The sequence below is a fragment of the Alteromonas sp. CI.11.F.A3 genome (assembly GCF_032925565.1).
In the GTDB taxonomy this organism is placed as follows: domain Bacteria; phylum Pseudomonadota; class Gammaproteobacteria; order Enterobacterales; family Alteromonadaceae; genus Alteromonas.
This window is the reverse complement of sequence record NZ_CP136708.1, coordinates 304,124-323,733: the sequence shown is the minus strand read 5'-3', so window position 1 is coordinate 323,733 and position 19,610 is coordinate 304,124. Positions and strand designations below refer to the sequence as shown.

Here is a 19,610-nt window from a genome sequence, read left to right as displayed (position 1 = left end):
TACCTGCCGATTCTTGGTAGAGTATTAAACTGTACCTGTAACGCAAAGGCATTTATGTCACTTCAGACCACTTGCTACAATATTTTAGCTTCTTATAAAGATGCTCAATCACATCACAACGCAAGTAAGTACTTTGATGTGATACTAGTGACTGTCATTGTGATTAATATCGCCACCATGATGCTATCTACCGTACCGGGCACCTCTTCACAATACAGTACAGAGCTACACATTATTGAAGTGGTTTCTGTTGCGCTTTTTACTCTTGAGTACGTACTTCGTATTTGGAGCAGCAGCGCCGCGCCGTCTTCGGCGTTAACGTCATCAAAAGACATTCAATTTAATACCCCTTGGCAAAAGCGCTGGTACTATCTAAAAAGCCCCATGGCATTGATTGATTTGCTTGCCATATTACCTTTCTACCTAAGCATGTTTGTTACCCTGGATTTACGCATATTACGGGTATTCAGAGTGCTTCGAATTTTAAAGCTTGGCCGTTACTCACGCTCGATGCAAACGCTTATCACCGTCATAAGAAACGAGTCTCATGCATTAATTGCCGCCCTCAGCGTGCTCATGTTGTTTACCGTTATTGCAGCCACCTGCATTTATTATATTGAACACACCGCGCAGCCCGACGCTTTTAGTAGTATACCCGCTTCACTATGGTGGGCTTTGGTAACACTGACCACTGTTGGCTACGGTGATATTGTTCCCATCACGCCTGGTGGCAAAATGTTTGGCGGTTTAATCACCATTTTAGGGATCTGCTTTTACGCCCTGCCAGCGGGTATATTGTCATCCAGTTTTACTGCCCAAATGCAGCTAAAACGAGACCGCTTTAAAGAGACCGTTCGCACGGTGTTAGAAGATGGGAAATTCAGCGAACACGATGCTAATCACCTAGAGAGAATGCGAGCACTTCTTGATTTAGATGAAGAAGAAGCTCGACTAATCATTCGTTTACTGCAACATCATCATAAAAACGACACCCGTGAAAAAGATACCTAAAATGTGCTGGGTAATTGCTCACTCTACCCCTTACTTAAGTCTAACTCTTGATTAATGGTGTCAGTGGGCTTATAACTAGTACCCGTCATTTCTCAAACGAATTTCTATGTCTGTAAAACATCCAATTATTGCCATTACCGGTTCGTCAGGGGCAGGAACAACCACGACAACCAATGCTATACGCCACATTTTCAGGAACCTGAATGTGAACGCAGCGGTGGTTGGCGGCGACAGTTTCCACCGATTTACTCGCCCGGAAATGGAAGTGGAAATTCGCAAAGCCCAAGAACAGGGCCGACATATTAGTTACTTTGGCCCGAAGGCCAACGATTTCGAACTTCTCGAAACCCTATTTAGAGAATACGGAAGCTCTGGTTCAGGCCAATTTCGCCAGTACCTGCACACATTTGATGAAGCCGTGCCATTTAATCAAATGCCGGGGACCTTTACGCCATGGCAAGATTTACCACAAAATACCGATTTACTGTTTTATGAAGGCTTACATGGCGGCGTAAAAACCGAAGAGAATGATGTGGCCAAGCATGTGGATTTATTGGTAGGCATGGTTCCCATCGTTAATCTTGAGTGGATTCAAAAAATTGTGCGCGATACCACCGACCGAGGCCATTCTCGTGAAGCGGTAATGAGCAGCATTGTCCGTGGGCTAGATGATTATTTCCAGTACATCACGCCTCAGTTCTCGCAAACCCATGTTAACTTTCAACGTGTACCTACTGTAGATACCTCAAACCCTTTCAGTGCTCGTGAAATACCTACACAAGATGAAAGCTTTGTTGTGGTACGCTTTAGGCGTGAAATGAAGCATGTTGACTACCCTTATCTACTTCAAATGATTGATGGCGCGTTTATGTCGCGTATTAACACACTTGTAGTTCCGGGCGGTAAAATGGGGTTAGCGATGGAGCTTATTCTTACTCCATTATTGGAAGATATTTTAAATAGAAAGCGTCGTGCTGGCCATCAAATGGATTGGCTTAACACCCAAGATGAGTAATATTTCCAGTACGATATAATCTTTACTAAATTTAAAAAAAGGGCTTTTATAACAAGCCCTTTTTTAATATTTGTGCCAATTAAAAACTAGACTAAAGTATAATAATCTCGATTTATCTTTCTAAAATCTAATTCATCGAATGCACTAAAATGATCACCAAACCCGCCCTTTACTAACTTCCAGCTACCTTTTAAATACCGTTCAACACTCTGCATTATCCTTATCACCAAAAAATAACGTAATAAAAAACTTAAATTTCATACCCTTAACATCACTTTAATAAAAAATAGAGTTTTTAGATAAATTAAAAACCATAAAAGGTTAATTTCTTGCATAGCGATATTGTGCATGTAAATCCGTAATCACAACCTTGTAGCGATAATTGGTTTATAAAGGGACTTAATGAAACCAAATACCGATGTCTTATTTGCATTAGACGACATTCCAACAGTAAACCAATCTATTACTGCCGCGTTGCAACATATATTAGCTTGCTTCGTAGGTATTATTACCCCGTCGCTGATTATTGGCACTGCTTTAGGGCTTGAATCCGAAATCCCCTATCTTATTAGTATGTCGCTGTTTGTTTCAGGCGTTGCGACTTTTATTCAAGCAAAAACCTTTGGCCCAGTCGGCTGCGGCTTAATTGCAGTACAAGGCACCAGCTTTGCGTTCATTAGCGCGTTATTAATAGCCGGGCTGTCTATTAAAGCTAACGGAGGCAGCAAAGAAGAAATACTTTCTACTCTGCTGGGCGTTTGTTTTATCGGTGCTTTCATCGAAATTATCGTCAGTTTGTTTATCAATAAAATTAAGCGGGTAATAACACCATTAACCACGGGGATTGTTATTACTACTATTGGTATTAGCCTTATAAAGGTAGGCATCACTGATTTAGCTGGCGGGTTTGGTAGCACGAACTTTGGCAGTATAGAAAACCTTGCGCTTGGGCTATTTGTCCTAGTGACTATTATAGCGCTTAATGTTTCTAGCAATCCTTGGGTAAGGCTGTCCGGCATCATGATAGGTATGATTCTGGGCACTATCGTGGCCTCTATTTTAGGCTGGGTTTCATTTTCTAGTTTAGCCGAACAACCTATTGTCAGTATTCCGGTTCCTTTTAAGTATGGAATCAATTTTAACCTCGATATATTTATTCCCATTGCGCTTATTTATTTTCTTACCGCACTGGAAACCTCCGGCGATCTTACCGCTAATAGCTTATTTTGTGGCTTACCGATAAAAGGCCCTAAATATATAAAGAGAATTAAAGGCGGTATTTTGGCCGACGGCGTTAATTCGGCCATTGCCGCCATATTTAATACTTTTCCGAATACCACATTCGGGCAGAACAATGCCGCTATTCAATTAACCGGCGTAGCAAGCCGGCATGTGGGCTTTTATGTGGCGGCCATGCTAGTCATTTTAGGCTTGTTTCCCATTATCGGCGGCGCACTTCAATTAATGCCTAAACCCGTACTTGGCGGTGCAACACTGGTTATGTTCGCCACCATTGCCGTAGGCGGTATTAAGATATTGGCTAGCGAGCCTATCGATCGTCGAAAGTCACTTATTATCGCGACCTCGCTAGGCACTGGGTTAGGAGTGCTGATGGTACCCGATGCTATACAAGGCTTACCTGTAGCCTTTAAAAACGTGCTGTCCTCCTCGGTCACATCTGCGGGCTTTACCGCCATTATTATGAGTATTTTAATTCCAGAGAATAAAGTTACGAAACCAGAAAACACTGATGCTTCGCTGTCACCGTCAGTAGAAAAAATCAAACAACAGTCGAAATAAAAGTTCGACTAACACAACTAGAAAAATTGCCTTGTTGAGCCGTGCATTACAACAACCAAACTGTATACGCCCACCAATTAAAGCAATAAAGGCGTGAACGATTTAATACATAACTAAAGAAGCGCATAGCGCGATAACACACACTAGGCAGCTCAATGAAAACATTTACGCATAAAACCCTCTACTTAACGATGCTTTCGCTCTTTGCTTCATACTCGAGTGCTACCTTGGCACAAGAACCACCGAGTGATGAAGACATGGAAACCATTTCAATTACTGGGGTAAAAGACCTTAACTCACTCATTCCGATAGAATCGAAAAGCGCATTTGGTTTAGACAAGTCGTTAGTAGAAACACCCCGATCGGTTACCGATATTAGTTCAGACCTAATAGAAGCTTACGGATTGCGCTCGGTGGATGATTTAGTCCGCATCACCCCTGGAGCCTTCACCAGCTCGTTTTTTGGTATTCAAGGCGCCATGGATATTCGTGGTGAATCGGCCGATAACTACTTTCGTGGCTTTAGGCGAATTGCCAACCCAGGTGCGTTTAAAACTAATATTCGTGGGGCAAAAGGGTTGGAAGTGATGCGCGGGCCGGTTAGCCCTTTATATGGAAATGGTAGCGTAGGCGGGCAGTTAAATTACTCACCAAAATCGGCAAAATCAGATGCCACTAAATACTTTGATGAAGCCACCGGCGAAATTCACTTAACCCTTGGCACATACGATCAAAAAATTCTTGCTGTAGAGGGCGGTACGCCTTTCATGCTTGGCGATAAACAAGCAGGCGTGTACATTTTTGCTGAAGCAGAAGATTCAGGCTCTTATTACGATAACTACGAACCAACGAATGAAATTGTACAGGTGGCGCTAGATGTCGATTTAACCGATAACACTTTGATGGAATTTGGGTTTCAATACCAAACCTCTGATGCCATTCAAGTGCCAGGCTGGAACCGGGTAACCCAAGACTTAATTGATAATGGCACCTACATTACAGGTGCACCCGTGGCTAAGAATTCAGATAACCCTATTGGGGCAGATAGACTACTGCCTCAAGAATCGGGTTTTATCTCGCCATTTGCGCCTTACTTCATTAACTCGTCGTTTTCAGGCGTAGGCACCTTTTGTAGCCCAGGCACGGCAGATAACAGTAACTACACCTATAACGCTATGCTGCTTTCTTGCCCAGGAGTGGCTGACGGTATTGAAAATGCTTATGCGCTCAGTAACCCTGGTACCGCTCAAATCGATCATAAAACAACCTTTATAGACGACATTGATTTTGCCGACTCAACAGCATTCACTGCGTACTTAGACTTTACGACCTATTTGTCTGACGACATGACGTGGAAAAACCAGTTTTATTACGATTACATGGATCACACCAAGTTCCAGAGCTGGGGCTTTACTGCTGATTATCCTGGGGCCGAAGCCATGGAGTTCAGGTCGAGCCTAAACTTCGAAACTTTCCACGATAATGCCACTATTCAGCATATTACCGGCATTAGTATTCGTAACGAAGATCTTGACTACAACCATGCGTACTACGACGAAACTTTCGATTTTCGAGATATTATCGTAGGGCCAACCCCTGACGATAGAATTGATTGGGCGGTAGATGACCCCTATGAAGATGCCACCATTATTTACGATGAAGACGGTAACCCTACCGGCATTGATGGCACAGTAAGAAGAAACTACAACGAAGAACAAGTTTCTACCATGCTTAACGCGGGCCTGTTTTATATTGCCGATATTACGCTAGAGTCTTGGAGTATCTTGCTTGGCGCTAGGTACGATTATTTCGATGTTGAATCTGAAGACCAAGCCATTTCCTTGTTAGGCATTCCTTTTGGCGATGGCGAAGTGCATACCGATACCGAATCTGCGTTTAGTTACAACGTGAGCATGTCGTACAAGATGGAATCAGGTTTTGTGCCTTACGCCACTTACGCCGAATCTAGTTCGCTAAGCACTAACCAGCTTGGTGGCATTATTCCAAGTAGTGTGGATAACGGTGAGTATTTAGCCGAATCGACCTTGGCCGAGTTAGGGATTAAATATAGCAGCGACGATGAATCACTCTATGCCGCCCTTGCCGTATTTGATCAGGAAAAAACCGACCGAATTGGCCAAACCTCTGCGTTAGTAGCCGTATACAGTGAAGGGGTTGAATTTGAAGCCCGCGCTATCTTAAATGAAAGTTTCTCGCTTACCGCAACCGCCACCCACATTGAAACCACCGAGGTGAGTGATGGTGCGTTAGCGGTGATCAACGGCGCTGACTTTGCGGCCCAAAATGGTCTTGAAGCGTACCAGGTTTATGGTGGACGTATTGCAGGGGACAGATCGACATTTGTTGGCGAAGGTGTAGAGCTTGACCGTGGTGGTCTGCCTGACAACACTGTGAGCTTGTTTTTGAATTACAACAAGCCATTAGAGAGAGGCAGAGTAACAGCTAGTCTTGGCTTTGGGTGGGCTGATGAAACCTATACTGATGTTATGGAAACTATATTGCTGCCTAGTTACATAGTATGGACCGGCTCAGTGGGCTATGTAGCCGATAATTACCGCATACTACTTAGCGTAAACAACTTATTCGAAGAAGAATATTATACGTCTGCCGATTTGTTTGACTCGGTCGTGGTTAAACCTTCTGAAGGCCGAACGGGTTCAATCATGTTTAGTTATTCTTTCTAGCGCAAACATCGACCACCACCTCACATAAAAAGTGGTGGTCGTTTTTACCTACCTGCGCTTTTTTTATCTACCAGCAATCATCTATCATCGTAAACGACAGCGAAAAACTAGCATTACTGCCGCTATTATAAAGAGTGCAACGCTATTAGGCGCGCTAACACTTGAGATTTGCTGTGTCGAAACTTGGTTAAAACGAAAATACAGCATAGCATCGGCAACCGTCTCTCGACTTGTTATCCCATCATCAAAGGTCTCATAATAATCGAAAGATCCACCGCCAGATTTCCCATTATCAATGGTACCGTCATCTATCCATAAAATTTCTTGTAACCAATCGGGTTGGGGCTCACCAACGCCAGGGACAGGCCGAAAGTCAGTTAAAAAATCTATCAAGCTATCTGAAATACCGAAAGCAAATTTTTTGTTTATAAAAGTCTCTTCGCCATTAACTATAGTTTCGTGCTGTTCAGTATCTTTCAGCCCAAAACTGTCAGGAACAGCATCACCATATTCATCAATACCACCGCCATACTCTAAAAATTCATCGGTCACGTAACTGTCGTACATGGCGTTATAATCATAGTCACCAGAGAGTGTGTAACTTTTGCCTAGAATTTCAAAAAATGTGGTTAACGCGCCTGGGTCACTATCTATATTATTCCACCAATAATATGAAGTTTCTTCTCGCCCACCTATGGCACGTTCGGTATCCATAATCATGTAACCGCTAATTTTAGCGCCTATCACTGATGAGTCCCAAAAGCTTCCGACTATATTGTCAATATCAGTAACCTTGCCTTCAAATGAAAATTTCACTAAAGCCGCTGATGATGAAAACGACATCATCAATGTGAATAGAATTATTACGTTACGCTTCAACATGCTCTTTCCCTTTGACTATTCCGCTCATATAGGTATTTGTACCCGTGCCTACACAAACGCCAAGCTAGACTTTAGTATAATAAATAAACAGTGCAGCGCCAGTAGTTAAATGGTGTAAAAGGGGCAATCACATAGATTAGCTTTGACGGTCAGTTCAATACTGAACGTCACTATTGCACCCGAATTGGCACACTAAACAACAAACTATACGAGCAAAATGTGCCTGCTTCTTCTTGTATTCGTCACTCCTATAACAATCTATTTACAACCTAAAGTCGAAAATACCTAGAAAGTGCGTCATCGTACTCCTTTACAATATGATTGAGGGTGACGCCATGACGACCGTAACCAGTACGCAGATATGGGTGAAGAAAGATAAAATTGACGACACCCAAGTGGTAGACAAAACATTGTCTATCGATGATTTAGCGGAAGATGAAGTTTTACTTGAAACCGATAGCTTTGGTTTTTCAGCCAATAATATTACCTATGCTGCGCTGGGCTTTACCATGGGCTACTGGGGTTTCTTTCCTGCTGATGAAGATTACGGCATTGTGCCTGTATGGGGCTTTGCTACGGTTGTCGCCTCCAATCATGCTGATGTTAAAGCAGGCGAAAAAGTGTTTGGTTACTTGCCTATGGCAAGTCACTGGGTAATTAAGGCAGGAAAAGTAGCACCCCACGGATTTTCTGATATACACGAAAACCGCAAAAGTATTAGCCCCGTGTACGACCAATACCTACGCTGTGCCGTCGACCCTGGATATGACGCCAGCCGTGAAGCGTGGCAGTTAAATTTTCGCCCCTTATATATGACTTCGTTTGTGTTGGATGACTTCGTTGATGAATTTAGCCATGGTGAGTCGTTATTACTTTCAAGTGCATCTAGCAAAACCGCATTGGGCACCGCTCAACTGCTTAAAGATCAAAAAAGTTACAGACATGCTAATTATCAAGTAATAGGGTTAACCTCTGCGTCAAATGTAGACATGGTGAAGGCATCGGGATGCTACGATCAGGTATTTAGCTATGACGATGTAGAAACTTTATCTAAAGATCACCAGTACTGGCTACTCGATTTTGCCGCCAACGGTGCTCTGATCACGTCACTCGGCGATGCACTTGGTGAGAAGCTTTCAAAAGTGACGCTAATTGGTGCGACTGACTGGAAAGCCGAGCAAAAACCGAACAAGAAAGCCTTAGATGCAGAGATATTTTTTGCACCAGCTCGGGTAAAACAACGCCAGCAGGAATGGGGACACGATGGCTTTTTAGCAAAATACGCAAAGGCCTGGCAGGGTTTCGCGGGCAAAGTTCAAGATACCTTTTTTGAACAAGAACACACAGGCTCTCAGCAAATTGTTGCCTTATATTCCGACACCTTAAACGGCACCGCCGACACCAAAGCACTAAACGTGGTTCGCTTTAACTAGTTGGCTTTTGTTTACCTTAGCGACGTTATATAAACCTATATCTGACACTATTTGTAACAAAGAGGGGAAGGCTTTCATGCATTCCTCTCTTTTGTATTTGATGACGAGTCGTTATAGTGAGGAAAACTATTACTAAAGGCATATCATGGGTCAGGAAACGTCCAAAATTCTCGTTGTCGATGATGACATGCGCCTTCGTAGCCTACTTGAACGCTATTTAGTGGAACAAGGGTATCAGGTGCGAAGCGCTGGAAATGCAGAGCAAATGGACAGGTTGCTTGAACGCGAGAACTTCCACCTTATGGTATTAGACTTAATGCTTCCGGGCGAAGATGGCTTGTCTATTTGCCGTCGTTTACGCCAAGCCGGTAGCGAACTTCCTATTATCATGCTTACCGCAAAAGGCGATGAAGTAGACAGAATTATTGGCCTTGAAATGGGTGCCGATGACTACTTGCCTAAGCCATTCAATCCTCGAGAGTTACTTGCACGGGCGAAGGCGGTATTACGTCGACGCAGTAGTGAAGCCCCTGGCGCACCTTCTAAAGACATTCAAGTTATCGAATTTGGCGAATACAAACTGAATTTGGCTACCCGAGAAATGACGGCTGGCACTACCCCCCTTACCCTCACCAGCGGTGAATTTGCGGTATTGAAGTCTTTAGTTACCCACCCTAGAGAGCCATTGTCACGCGATAAGCTGATGAATCTTGCTCGCGGGCGAGACTACAGTGCGCTTGAGCGTAGTATTGATGTTCAGGTATCTCGACTGCGTAGAATGCTAGAGAAAGATCCCGCTAACCCAAGGTATATTCAGACCGTTTGGGGCTTAGGCTATGTATTCGTACCCGATGGTGAGCAGGCATAAATAACCATGGGAAAAATGGGTTGTTTAGATAGGCTGGTGAAGTAGTGCGTCTGGTTCCTCAAAGTGCATTTGGCCAAACAGTAATGTTGATTGGCGTACTTTTGCTTATTAACCAAGTCGTCTCTTATCTGTCTGTTACTTATTATTTTATTCAGCCTAGTTACCAACAAATTAACAGCCTACTTGCCACGCAAGTAAAATCGGTATTAGCGGAAGACTTATTAGTCAGTAATGACGACAGCAGAGCCCGCTATTACGACAAAACCAACATTCAAATACTCGATGCCAGCAAAGCGCGAACCAAAGGCTTAGAAAGCGCGGTCTATTATGGGTTTATGTCGTCCCAAGTAAGCAAACAAATTGAGCAACTTGCCGATGTTCGCATTAGCACCGTTTCGCAAAAAACCGACGCCAGCGCACCCTATACGGTATGGATTTCGTTGTCTCGCTACCCCGACACTTGGATTGCTATTCCCATAACCGGCTTAAACGAAGCGAATATCTCACCGTTAACTATGTATTTGATGGTGATAGGTATATTAAGTGTGGCGGGTGGTTGGCTATTTGTACGGCGCATGACCATGCCACTGTCTTCTTTGCAAAAAGCCGCATTAGCGGTAGGTAAAGGCGAACACCCCGCGCCGCTTAAAGAGCAAGGCAGCACGGAAATGATTCAAGTTACCCGCGCCTTCAACCGAATGAATCAAGGCATAAAGCAACTAGAGCATGACAGAACCTTGATGACGGCAGGTATATCCCACGATTTACGTACTCCGCTGACACGTATTCGCCTTGCATCTGAAATGCTGCCTGAATCCCAAAACTGGATAAAAGATGGCATTGTTAATGATATTGAAGATATGAATGCCATTATCGATCAATTCATCGACTACGCCCGCTACGATACAGAAGAGATAAAAGAAAACACCGACCTAAACAGTCTTATTATTGAACTGGCTCAAGCGCGGCATATTGAAGAGAAGCATCATATCGCGTTGAAGCTTAACGATATTCCCTTGCTTGATTTGCGCCGCGTGGCCATGAAGCGGGTTATTGATAATATTATCGAGAACGCCTTTCGTTATGGCTCTGACAATATTGTTATCTCCACTTTTTATAACCGAAATGAGAAACAGGTTTACTGTAAAATTCGCGACTTTGGCCCTGGCATTCCCGCTGCAGAATTAGAGCATGTGTTTATGCCCTTCGCGCAAGGCGACAAAGCCCGAAGTACATCGGGCTCTGGTTTAGGTTTATCAATTATAAGGCGTATTGTAGAAGCCCATGGAGGCGGTGTGGAACTGCGCAATCACCCACAGCAAGGCTTAATTGCAGAGTTCTATTTACCCCTTCATGCGTAACCGTGCTGTTTCACCATTCGGCTATAAGCCCATGCAGCAACCCACAACATACACCCGCCCATAGGTATTACCCAAAACGCGGTAGTAAGGGGCACATAGTTGGCCCACAACCCTGTTGAAAATGAGGCTACTTGTACGCCAGTAGAGTTTCCGATAATACAAATACCCGATAATACCGGGCCGTTGTCACTATCAATATTCATGGCTGCCGATAACATAAGTGGAAATAACCCACCTAAGCCAAGCCCTAACAGTAAATTACCTGCCCCCATACTGTACAGGTCAGTCATAAGCTTGATGGAAAATACACCGCACAACGACGCTGTCGCCAAAATAACGATAAGACGATGTACCGACATAAATCGCAATAAAAAAGGAAAAACCAGCCGACTGATTACCATACCCGCCGTAAAACACGCGAGTAGGTTTCGAGATTGTTCACCGGTAAACCCAATGCCGTTTTGCGCATAGCTTACAAACCAATTAGCGTTGCCAAACTCTACCGCACCGTAGCCAAAACTAAGCAGCGCCATAAAAATAAAGATAGGTTGTCTAATTACCGCACCAAAATTAAGGGTTTTACGCTGCGCTTTTGGTTGCCCGCGAAGTAATTTAGCTTGAGAGTGCGCTGCCATAAAGGTGTACGCCGACAGGGCTAGCATAAATAATGCGAGCACCTGAATAGGCCTACGCCAATTTTCTTCCTGAAGATAAAGCAAGGTTACAAAAAACGAAGCGGCAAAGGTCCCCAAGCTGAACATAAAGTCCATCAGCCCCATCATGGTAAAGCGCTTTTCTTCGTACAGGCGTGCAATTAGGGTATGCCCAATAGTAAAAATTGTGGAACTGACTATGCCTATCACTACGGCCACCACCAATACCCATTGCCACCCTTGCAGTGACGATATGATCAGCAGTAAAACAGCGTTTATACCTAGCAGCGATGCTAACAATGGCATGTAATCAAAGCGACTTACGTACTTTCCGCCTACTACGGCGCCCACCATCATACCCAATGAGAAAAGCGAGAAGAACAAACCACTTACCAACTCTGACATACGTAGATCGGCAGCAATATCTGGAAGTAAAATACCCCATAATATAAACAACATACCCAGTAAGAAAAAACCGGAAAATATAACAACAGTAATAGGACGACGGCTCATCCATGCTCCTTTACAAACAGGGTTCTAAACGAAATAGTGCAATATTTTGGTGTAGCAGGGCATGATTTGTAGTTAAGAGACTTACTACAACGTTTTTTGATTTTTTTGTTTGGAGCACATTTTTAACGTGAAAACGTTATTGACTACCAAGGACGCTACAGTACGCCTTTAGTATAAGTCGTGCAAGATAGGAGACGAAAAAAGCCCGCGGCTAAGCGCGGGCAAAATATTCTTTGATTTAATCTTTGATAACTCCCCAAGACCAAGACTCTACTACACCATACACATCACATGTGCCAGTACCCACAGCCCATATTTTTTTGTTTGATGCTTTAGCCGCTAACGCTAAAGAAAAGATTGCTTGCCCCCCTGGGGCATTTACATCAAAAGCCAAATGTTTGGGGTGTGTTGAGCATGAAGGACTTGTTTCAACTAGGTTATTAACAAATTGAACGTAGCCTTTACCATTTCTATCTACCCTCACTTGATCAACTTTGAATGTATTAGCTTTTCCTGCCAAAGCGTACGGAGATACCACCAATAAAAGCAATATAAATAAATTTCTCATAAGTTCAGTTTTCCTTACTTAATGTTTAGTTCAACCACATTGTTGTGACAGTAGCATCGGTTGCAGTTACAGAAATATCGCTACTTGACGCTAAATTTAGATAATGTACCGTCACTCTTTCATTGGCTAATTTATACGAAATTGCTGCACTAAATAACCTATCTAGGCCTTCATTTGTTGTGTGGTGTGGAACTTATTTCAAATCCCGCCCTTACCATCGTTGAAGTAAATGCTCACTTGATCTTTGAATCGACCAAACTTTACTGAACAAATTTTCGTTTGAATTTTTATTGTTCATCACAAGTGTTCGAAAATTTAATTTTAAGATAACAGTTAACGTTAATAATGATTAACGTGACTTAAAAAGACGATTTAATTACTCATAAAGCACCAATCCCAACTCTTAACAGATCCATATTCAGGACATGTCCCTATTCCTTTGGCAAAAACCTTTTTATGAGTTGCATGTGCAGACAACGCTAGACTCATAATAGCTTGACCTCCAGGGAAAATGCCAAATGGTTTTGGGTGTGGACTACCGCATGAGGCAGGACTACTACTTAATGGACTGCTAAACTTCACGTACCCCTAGCCACTTTTGTCAACACGAACTTGGGCAACATTTAGAAATTGAGACACTCCAGCAGCGTTGGCTTAAGATATAAATAATCCCGAGATTATTAATAGAATTTTCATACTAGACTCTTCAATTAAATTAGGGCTAATCAGCTTTTATAGAAAGTACTGTGATTGGAACCAAACCTGTCACACCACACCTATTCACAGGAGTTCCAGCATTAAAATATCCAGTTCTTTTTCCACTAACGAGTAATGTCAGTGCAATGCTCGTCATACGGTCAGTTCTAACTTGTCCAACCTGGCTTTGAATTATTACGACTTTGCCAGCATCCTTCATAGTAATAATTACATCGTCTCCGCAGGAATAAACTTCTTTGACCAAGTCATTATTTCCTGCAAACGAGGACGGCGAAGTTATCAGGAGCATTGGTATAATTAATGGTTTTAAAATTTTCACAGGATAGCCTTTATAAAAAAGAATGTTTCGTATTGCGTTTAGCTACTAGTAATTTCTTAATATTATCGTCCTCGGTTTAGGATAATTTTTTGAGCCTTCAGTCACGCACTGAGCGTTATCTAACCACATATACACTTTCTTGCCAGTTGAATGAACTGTTAGAGCGATACTTAAAAAGTGGTCGTTGAACTATGATTTTCACTAACTAGGTAAATTCGTAGATAATTGAAAGAGTCTATTTCAATAGCGTTAATTAATTGGTCTCCGGTGCCAGACCCTGCGGCATAGACATAAGAGATCTCCCACTAAAGTGGACACTCGTTTTAATTGTTTATTCTCGCTGAAAGAGGTTTAGTACGAGCGACTTGTACTATTTAACCTTTTACTATGATTAGTGTTAAAGCAACTTAGATTCAAGCTGTACGCACTTAGGAATTTCCTTAACGTTAACTTAAATCTGTGAATCTTATTTTGATTGCTCTATTTTCAAAATAAGGTACTTGCATATCAATTAAACATATTATATTTTTGGCGTGAGTTCAAACGTAAATTTCAATATTTGCAACAACATAGTGGTGGCTTCAATTGAGCTCAATATGAGGCCAAGGGATTAATAAGAATAAATGGATGTTAGATACTTTCATTGCGGAGCTGCCTTTTTTGTGTCGGAGCTGAGAGTAGGGCAGACCACGTGAAAGTAAATATGTCAGGGAGACACTAACGGGAAAGATTACGTTAGATTTTACTCGAATCTCACTAATACCAACCACGTAATTGAACCTTGGGCCAGTTATGATGGGTGTCCTATTAATTTCTTTCCAATTTCTTTCCTACAATAAAATTAAAAAACATACAAAAATGGTTCCCCAAAAATATTCTTAAGTATGTTTGAATAAAACCCATCTTCACTAACAATATATAGTATCAATAAAATCAATACAAATATCTAAAGTGATACATGTAGACTTCCAAACCTATTACCTATTTTTGGAATAATATCTGTACGATAATAGTTCTCTAAACGAGGAGCTATTATTGTCTTATATTACATTTTTATGGAAACAAACCATTATGGAAAATACTATGAGGATAAAGCGAGCTCTATTAATAGCTTTAATTGGCACTTTGGTTACGCCACTTGCTTATTCTATAGATAGTCAACAAAGTGAAATTTCAAGCATACGCACAACCAACTGGGCACTTGTCGTTACTTTAAAGGAAAAAAGAACGGTTGTAATGGCGACTTAATCAAGATACCAACTAGCATACCTAACATTGACGAAGTAACTGCTATTACAACAGCTGCTATGCTTTCTAAAAGAAAAATTGTAGCTAGATACGTAGAATGTAGTGATTCACCTTGGCGAGATACTGCGAGCGCAAAGGACATAACAATATATTAGTCCCGGAACCTTATTATTGAGTGGCTGAGCTTCCTTAGTTAATTGCTACCACTCTATGAAGCCTTAAGCAAAATCTTACGCTATAGTTACAAACTACTTCCAACCAACGTTTCAATATCGATTATTGTTTGATATAGGGCTGGATTGGCAGGATTTTGGATGCATCCGATGCTGCCTTATCTGGTTCACCTGCCTGTGTGCTCAGATACTAGTTCAGATATGCGAATACTAAGTTTCTATATGATAATCCACTTAAAATCACTAACAAATCTAGCGCATGCAATTTACTGAAACAATATAGAACCAGCTTCGATTTGACCGTTTGAACGACAACTGTAGTAACTTATATTAATTGGCTCTTTCGCCATATATGCAGACAATACGAATGACGTTTTAACTTGGTAATTTGAATTACTATTGCCAATAACAAATGAGTTATGGGTACAAACGACCTCTGTGCTATTATTGGTAAACCCAGAAAGAACGACTTCCACGCCCCCGCTTGTCGCTTTAACTGACTTTATAGAATACTTACCAGACCAAGCAGCCATACCTTTAAGTGGAAAGATAAGAAAGATAAGGCCTGCCAACAATAGAATCTTTTTCATGTTAATTCCTTTTTATATTTATTCCGTAATATTAATTTAATAAAAGCGAATAAAAGCACATATTTTTATTCATTATTTAAGGTAAAAGCAAGACCCATTTGACTTGATTCTACTAGGCTATTAAAACGTACCTTCTTCGCCCTGAATTTTCTTACCTACTAGTTTGACGTCTTCAGAAACTTTATACGTTTGACTATCAATCAAATTGAAAGCTCGCTGAAATGTAGGATGTATTTCCCAGAGAATATCCGCCTCTTGTTGCCAAGAGCTCAATAAGTCAGGCCTATCTACAAAGTAGTAAAAGCGGTGATAGCCCCCTGCACCAGATATTTTCGACTTTCCTCTTAAAAATTCGGTTCTGTACATATTTTTCGCAATTTCCAACGCAACTCTTTGATGTGCATTTTCCGGTGCTTCAACAATGTTAGTTTTAATAATTTGATTAATTATAACAGACCTAAGTTTTTTGGATTTTCCGAAACCTGAAACACCAACGGCAATCAAAGCATTCATGGCCGCCTCTATATAAGGGATTGTCTTATTAAATTCACCCGAAATGAATTGAATACGTCTATTCCCAAAAGGAACAAATGCCCTTTTATAGTGGTACAAGTTACTTTTATTCCCCTCAGAGGTAATCTTTCTTACTTCTTTACAAAACTCTATTAACCACCTGGGGCGGTAAAAACATAAAGTAGCAAATGCCCGATACCCAGACGCCGATTGCTCAGAAAAGCTCATATCAAAGTCTTCGAAATAATTTGATATTAAACGTGTTTTCTCACTTTCTTTTTGTTTATTTGCATCCACCATGGCTAAATCTAGTGGAAACTGGTTTTCTGAGGAACATTTCTTCTGATAGAAATCTAGCCTTTTTGCTATAACTTCTATTAGCTGCTCTTTGCTCCACGACAATGATAATTCGTGCTCGTTTAACTTCTGAATCGTTCCATTCGAAACTCGAAGACTGGTCAAAATATGGGGGCGAATTGTTACGCGGATCCAAACATTTTCTAACCTTACAGCTAAATAAGCCACTGCCTGCAATAATCCGATCAACAAATTTATCTCATCACCATTATCATAAATATCATCCATCTCATCTAAGAGCAGCCAATATCTATTTTCAGAAGTAGCGACAATCCTAGACATTTTTTCAATAGGTATATTACCGTCAAAATCACATTTTTCTACGGGGCTACCTTTAAATTTAAGTCTATCAAGAATAGTAGTAAGTAGGTTCTTGTTTTTCACACCTAAACTTTCAGCTAACTCTACAGCAGTAATATCATCATCCAATATTGCCCAACCTTTGCATTGGCCAATATGAGATACTATTTTCGATAGAATTATATTTTTCCAATAGTTTATTGCTTCATTGACAGACAGCTCACCCCTAGGGAACGTCATGTCTCTGTAGTCTTGGTTTATTACTATTGTATCTTTCTGCTTCTTAAGATTTTCTGACAAGGAAATGAGTAAACCACTTTTACCAGAACCTCTTGCGGCATTTAAAATAATTACCTTTGAGTCTGTATCTGATAGTGGCGTTAGATACTCATTTCTTATTAACGCGTACTCAAGAAAATTGGGGTCTTCTTGAGCCATTTCATTTCCAAATACTTTTCTAAGCGTTACTCTGCTCATGAGTTCAACGCACTTTCAACGTAAGATTGGCTAAATTCCATTTACTACAAGCTTCCAGAAATTGTATAACAATAATGTATGCTAAACGCTGTCACCTGGTCAAATTTCATTCACCAATAATCTCTTTTAATCAACAACTAAACCCTAAGCAAACAACCTAATAGCAATTGCTCGGCTAGAAACCCGCTGCATACATTGGCTTTTGCAATAGTTTTCAAGATATTCCAGCTTTCCAGCGGCGCTTGAAAAACAATATTCGAACGTTGTTGCAAGTTCAAACCAATGCTCTGCGGTTAACCCTAAGCGAGCTATAACAGGCGGTTCGGTATCTGCTATCGCTCCTCTTTTATCTTTTCGCACTTGCCTACCAGTTAAATCGACTAACTGAACATAATCCATCAACGAGAATGGCAATCCTTTTGGCATATTCTTTCTTGGGTTACCTACAAACGGCATAAGGTACTTAGGTGCTACCTTGCGTTTTGCAGCATTGAGTCGGTATTGGATACTGGTATGCTTAGCGTGTTCAGGTGTATTTGCCATCTTTGCTCTTACAGGGTTTAAATCAACATAAGTCATGCACGCCATTAATGCTGCTTCATCAAGTAGCGCTTGTGATTTAAATCGCCCTTCCCAAAATCGACCTGTACATTGGTCTTCTTTATTTGCTTGCCGTGCTATGTATTCATTCAAGCAACGCATAAACCAGCTAATATCACATAAGCGCTTTCTCCATACCGCTATCGTTGCCTCAATGGTTTTTAGTTGTGCTTCTCGCATGCGCTCTCGGCTTTCCTCAACCAGATACTGGCGTGTTAACAGCGTGCCGTTAAACACTTTATGCCACCTGGTAACCACTTCCTCAGAGGTCATTGTTTTTATCTTTTCTAAATCAACGTGTAGTACTAAATGCGTATGATTGCTCATTACTGCATAGGCACATACATCAATGGAAAATACTTCAGTAAGGTAGTGAATTCTATCTTCAACCCACTGGCGACGATGCTCATAACTTTGGCTTGTAAGCTTATCTTCACCGCATAAGAAAGCACGGCGTACACAGCGTGATACGCAGTGATAGTAGGGGGTTTCTGACAAGCTGATTTGAGAGTTTCTGGTTCTAGGCATCACGGCCACCATATAAACTTTGATGACCGCTATTTTGGATTATTTTAACCAACCACGTAATTGATCCTTGGGCCAGTTAAGGGGGGCTATTTTGTTATTGATTCATAACTTTGACAGCAACGATCTGAGGACGGTTGAAATAGCAGCCGCCACCGTAAATTGTTAGTGTTAAAGTTGAGTTTGCGTGCGTAGACGCTAACAACATACTATGAGTTATTTCTGGGGCATTTTTGGGGAGAACATAGACGCTTGGATTCGAGCATGAGGCTGGATTGGTTAATGAGTTCTCATTTGTTCTAACGTATAAATCACCGGATGTAGTTGTCCAGCTTTCAAGAAATTTTATAGTGGTTTCATTTGTGGACTGATTACCTTGCGCAGACAAAGAAAATAAAACACAGCAAATAAAAAAGGGCTTTTTTAAAAACATTTTTGTTCTTCCTTGTTTAAAACGTGAATATATCAGCACACTTTATGGACATCAAACTTTTGTTTTAGTCAACATGATTTACATTCATTTTTAACCAAGCAGAAAAATCAGAATCTAAATGCGGGAAAAACAACATTCACGTTGAGTGTAATGGAAGTTTGGAATGAGCAGTTCACGTGGACGCCCTATTTAATTAATGGCAGGGGGTAACCGACAAGCTGATTTGAGAATTTCTAGTCCTAGGCGTCACGGCCACCATATAAACTTTGATGACCGCTATTTTGGATTATTTTAACCAACCACGTAATTGAACCTTGGGCCAGTTATGCTGGGTGTCCTATTTAGTTATTTCTAGTTAGTTATTTCTAGTTATTTCTGATACTAGTTATTTCTGATACAATTTATCGGTTTTCACTCATATAAAAACTCTATGTGTACAGTATTTCATGTAACCCTCCCGCCTTTACTACCTACTAACGATAAGAGCGCAATCTCCGCTAGATACCCGCATGGGTTAAACGATGGTATTTATTGTTGGCTAAATATAGT

At 41.3% G+C, this 19,610-nt stretch carries 15 protein-coding genes; 8 read left to right on the top strand and 7 right to left on the bottom strand.

What is annotated here, in order from left to right; translation table 11 throughout:
- The first annotated feature begins 54 nt into the window (after positions 1 to 54).
- From R1T43_RS01425 to R1T43_RS01410, 4 genes are all read left to right on the top strand, one after another.
- Positions 55 to 1,011, top strand: a complete 957-nt coding sequence (locus R1T43_RS01425; RefSeq protein WP_317352076.1) for an ion transporter — start codon at positions 55 to 57, stop codon at positions 1,009 to 1,011.
- Positions 1,012 to 1,117: 106 nt separating this feature from the next.
- Positions 1,118 to 2,026 (top strand): phosphoribulokinase, encoded by a 909-nt coding sequence (locus R1T43_RS01420; RefSeq protein WP_159534032.1) that lies wholly within the window; start codon positions 1,118 to 1,120, stop codon positions 2,024 to 2,026.
- 402 nt (positions 2,027 to 2,428) lie between these two features.
- On the top strand, positions 2,429 to 3,826 hold the full coding sequence (locus R1T43_RS01415) for a nucleobase:cation symporter-2 family protein (protein WP_317352071.1): 1,398 nt from the start codon (positions 2,429 to 2,431) through the stop codon (positions 3,824 to 3,826).
- Between the two features lie 155 nt (positions 3,827 to 3,981).
- Positions 3,982 to 6,531, top strand: a complete 2,550-nt coding sequence (locus R1T43_RS01410) for a TonB-dependent siderophore receptor (RefSeq protein WP_317352068.1) — start codon at positions 3,982 to 3,984, stop codon at positions 6,529 to 6,531.
- An 84-nt stretch (positions 6,532 to 6,615) separates the two neighbouring features.
- Here the strand turns inward: R1T43_RS01410 and R1T43_RS01405 are convergent, their stop codons facing one another.
- Complete coding sequence (locus R1T43_RS01405) at positions 6,616 to 7,413, bottom strand: hypothetical protein (protein ID WP_211070229.1); 798 nt, start codon at positions 7,411 to 7,413, stop codon at positions 6,616 to 6,618.
- Between the two features lie 335 nt (positions 7,414 to 7,748).
- Here R1T43_RS01405 and R1T43_RS01400 point away from each other — a divergent pair, with 335 nt between their 5' ends.
- The 3 genes from R1T43_RS01400 (at position 7,749) to envZ (ending at position 11,075) form a co-directional block, all read left to right on the top strand.
- Positions 7,749 to 8,846 carry a DUF2855 family protein gene (locus tag R1T43_RS01400; protein ID WP_317352065.1) on the top strand — a complete coding sequence of 366 codons (1,098 nt, stop codon included), beginning with the start codon at positions 7,749 to 7,751 and terminating at the stop codon, positions 8,844 to 8,846.
- 145 nt (positions 8,847 to 8,991) lie between these two features.
- Positions 8,992 to 9,714, top strand: a complete 723-nt coding sequence (gene ompR, locus R1T43_RS01395; RefSeq protein WP_317352061.1) for a two-component system response regulator OmpR — start codon at positions 8,992 to 8,994, stop codon at positions 9,712 to 9,714.
- A 44-nt stretch (positions 9,715 to 9,758) separates the two neighbouring features.
- Positions 9,759 to 11,075 (top strand): two-component system sensor histidine kinase EnvZ, encoded by a 1,317-nt coding sequence (gene envZ, locus R1T43_RS01390; protein ID WP_317352058.1) that lies wholly within the window; start codon positions 9,759 to 9,761, stop codon positions 11,073 to 11,075.
- Here the strand turns inward: envZ and R1T43_RS01385 are convergent.
- The 3 genes from R1T43_RS01385 to R1T43_RS01375 form a co-directional block, all read right to left on the bottom strand.
- Entirely contained in the window at positions 11,066 to 12,241 is a 1,176-nt protein-coding gene (locus R1T43_RS01385; protein ID WP_317352056.1) for an MFS transporter, read from the bottom strand. The two genes, envZ and R1T43_RS01385, sit on opposite strands and share 10 nt — an antisense overlap.
- Positions 12,242 to 12,479: 238 nt before the next feature.
- Positions 12,480 to 12,809: a hypothetical protein gene (locus R1T43_RS01380; RefSeq protein WP_317352054.1), complete on the bottom strand. Its 330-nt coding sequence runs from the start codon at positions 12,807 to 12,809 to the stop codon at positions 12,480 to 12,482.
- Positions 12,810 to 13,530: 721 nt separating this feature from the next.
- Complete coding sequence (locus R1T43_RS01375; RefSeq protein ID WP_317352052.1) at positions 13,531 to 13,845, bottom strand: hypothetical protein; 315 nt, start codon at positions 13,843 to 13,845, stop codon at positions 13,531 to 13,533.
- A gap of 1,035 nt (positions 13,846 to 14,880) precedes the next feature.
- Here R1T43_RS01375 and R1T43_RS01370 point away from each other — a divergent pair.
- A complete protein-coding gene (locus tag R1T43_RS01370; protein ID WP_317352049.1) occupies positions 14,881 to 15,093 on the top strand; it encodes a hypothetical protein in 213 nt (70 codons plus the stop codon).
- 439 nt (positions 15,094 to 15,532) lie between these two features.
- Here R1T43_RS01370 and R1T43_RS01365 read toward each other — a convergent pair whose 3' ends face one another.
- The 3 genes from R1T43_RS01365 to R1T43_RS01355 form a co-directional block, all read right to left on the bottom strand.
- A complete protein-coding gene (locus R1T43_RS01365) occupies positions 15,533 to 15,856 on the bottom strand; it encodes a hypothetical protein (protein ID WP_317352047.1) in 324 nt (107 codons plus the stop codon).
- Positions 15,857 to 15,976: 120 nt separating this feature from the next.
- On the bottom strand, positions 15,977 to 17,464 hold the full coding sequence (locus R1T43_RS01360; RefSeq protein WP_317352046.1) for a P-loop ATPase, Sll1717 family: 1,488 nt from the start codon (positions 17,462 to 17,464) through the stop codon (positions 15,977 to 15,979).
- A gap of 183 nt (positions 17,465 to 17,647) precedes the next feature.
- Positions 17,648 to 18,631 carry a transposase gene (locus R1T43_RS01355; protein WP_317352043.1) on the bottom strand — a complete coding sequence of 328 codons (984 nt, stop codon included), beginning with the start codon at positions 18,629 to 18,631 and terminating at the stop codon, positions 17,648 to 17,650.
- Positions 18,632 to 19,610 lie beyond the last annotated feature (979 nt).

Bases quoted from the DNA above. Each gene is read 5' to 3' on its own strand.
- R1T43_RS01400 (WP_317352065.1), top strand. From the start codon at position 7,749: ATGACGACCGTAACCAGTACGCAGATATGGGTGAAGAAAGATAAAATT.
- R1T43_RS01410 (WP_317352068.1), top strand. From the start codon at position 3,982: ATGAAAACATTTACGCATAAAACCCTCTACTTAACGATGCTTTCGCTC.
- R1T43_RS01385 (WP_317352056.1), bottom strand. From the start codon at position 12,241: ATGAGCCGTCGTCCTATTACTGTTGTTATATTTTCCGGTTTTTTCTTA.
- ompR (WP_317352061.1), top strand. From the start codon at position 8,992: ATGGGTCAGGAAACGTCCAAAATTCTCGTTGTCGATGATGACATGCGC.
- R1T43_RS01415 (WP_317352071.1), top strand. From the start codon at position 2,429: ATGAAACCAAATACCGATGTCTTATTTGCATTAGACGACATTCCAACA.
- R1T43_RS01425 (WP_317352076.1), top strand. From the start codon at position 55: ATGTCACTTCAGACCACTTGCTACAATATTTTAGCTTCTTATAAAGAT.
- R1T43_RS01405 (WP_211070229.1), bottom strand. From the start codon at position 7,413: ATGTTGAAGCGTAACGTAATAATTCTATTCACATTGATGATGTCGTTT.
- R1T43_RS01420 (WP_159534032.1), top strand. From the start codon at position 1,118: ATGTCTGTAAAACATCCAATTATTGCCATTACCGGTTCGTCAGGGGCA.
- R1T43_RS01360 (WP_317352046.1), bottom strand. From the start codon at position 17,464: ATGGCTCAAGAAGACCCCAATTTTCTTGAGTACGCGTTAATAAGAAAT.
- R1T43_RS01355 (WP_317352043.1), bottom strand. From the start codon at position 18,631: ATGCCTAGAACCAGAAACTCTCAAATCAGCTTGTCAGAAACCCCCTAC.
- R1T43_RS01365 (WP_317352047.1), bottom strand. From the start codon at position 15,856: ATGAAAAAGATTCTATTGTTGGCAGGCCTTATCTTTCTTATCTTTCCA.
- R1T43_RS01380 (WP_317352054.1), bottom strand. From the start codon at position 12,809: ATGAGAAATTTATTTATATTGCTTTTATTGGTGGTATCTCCGTACGCT.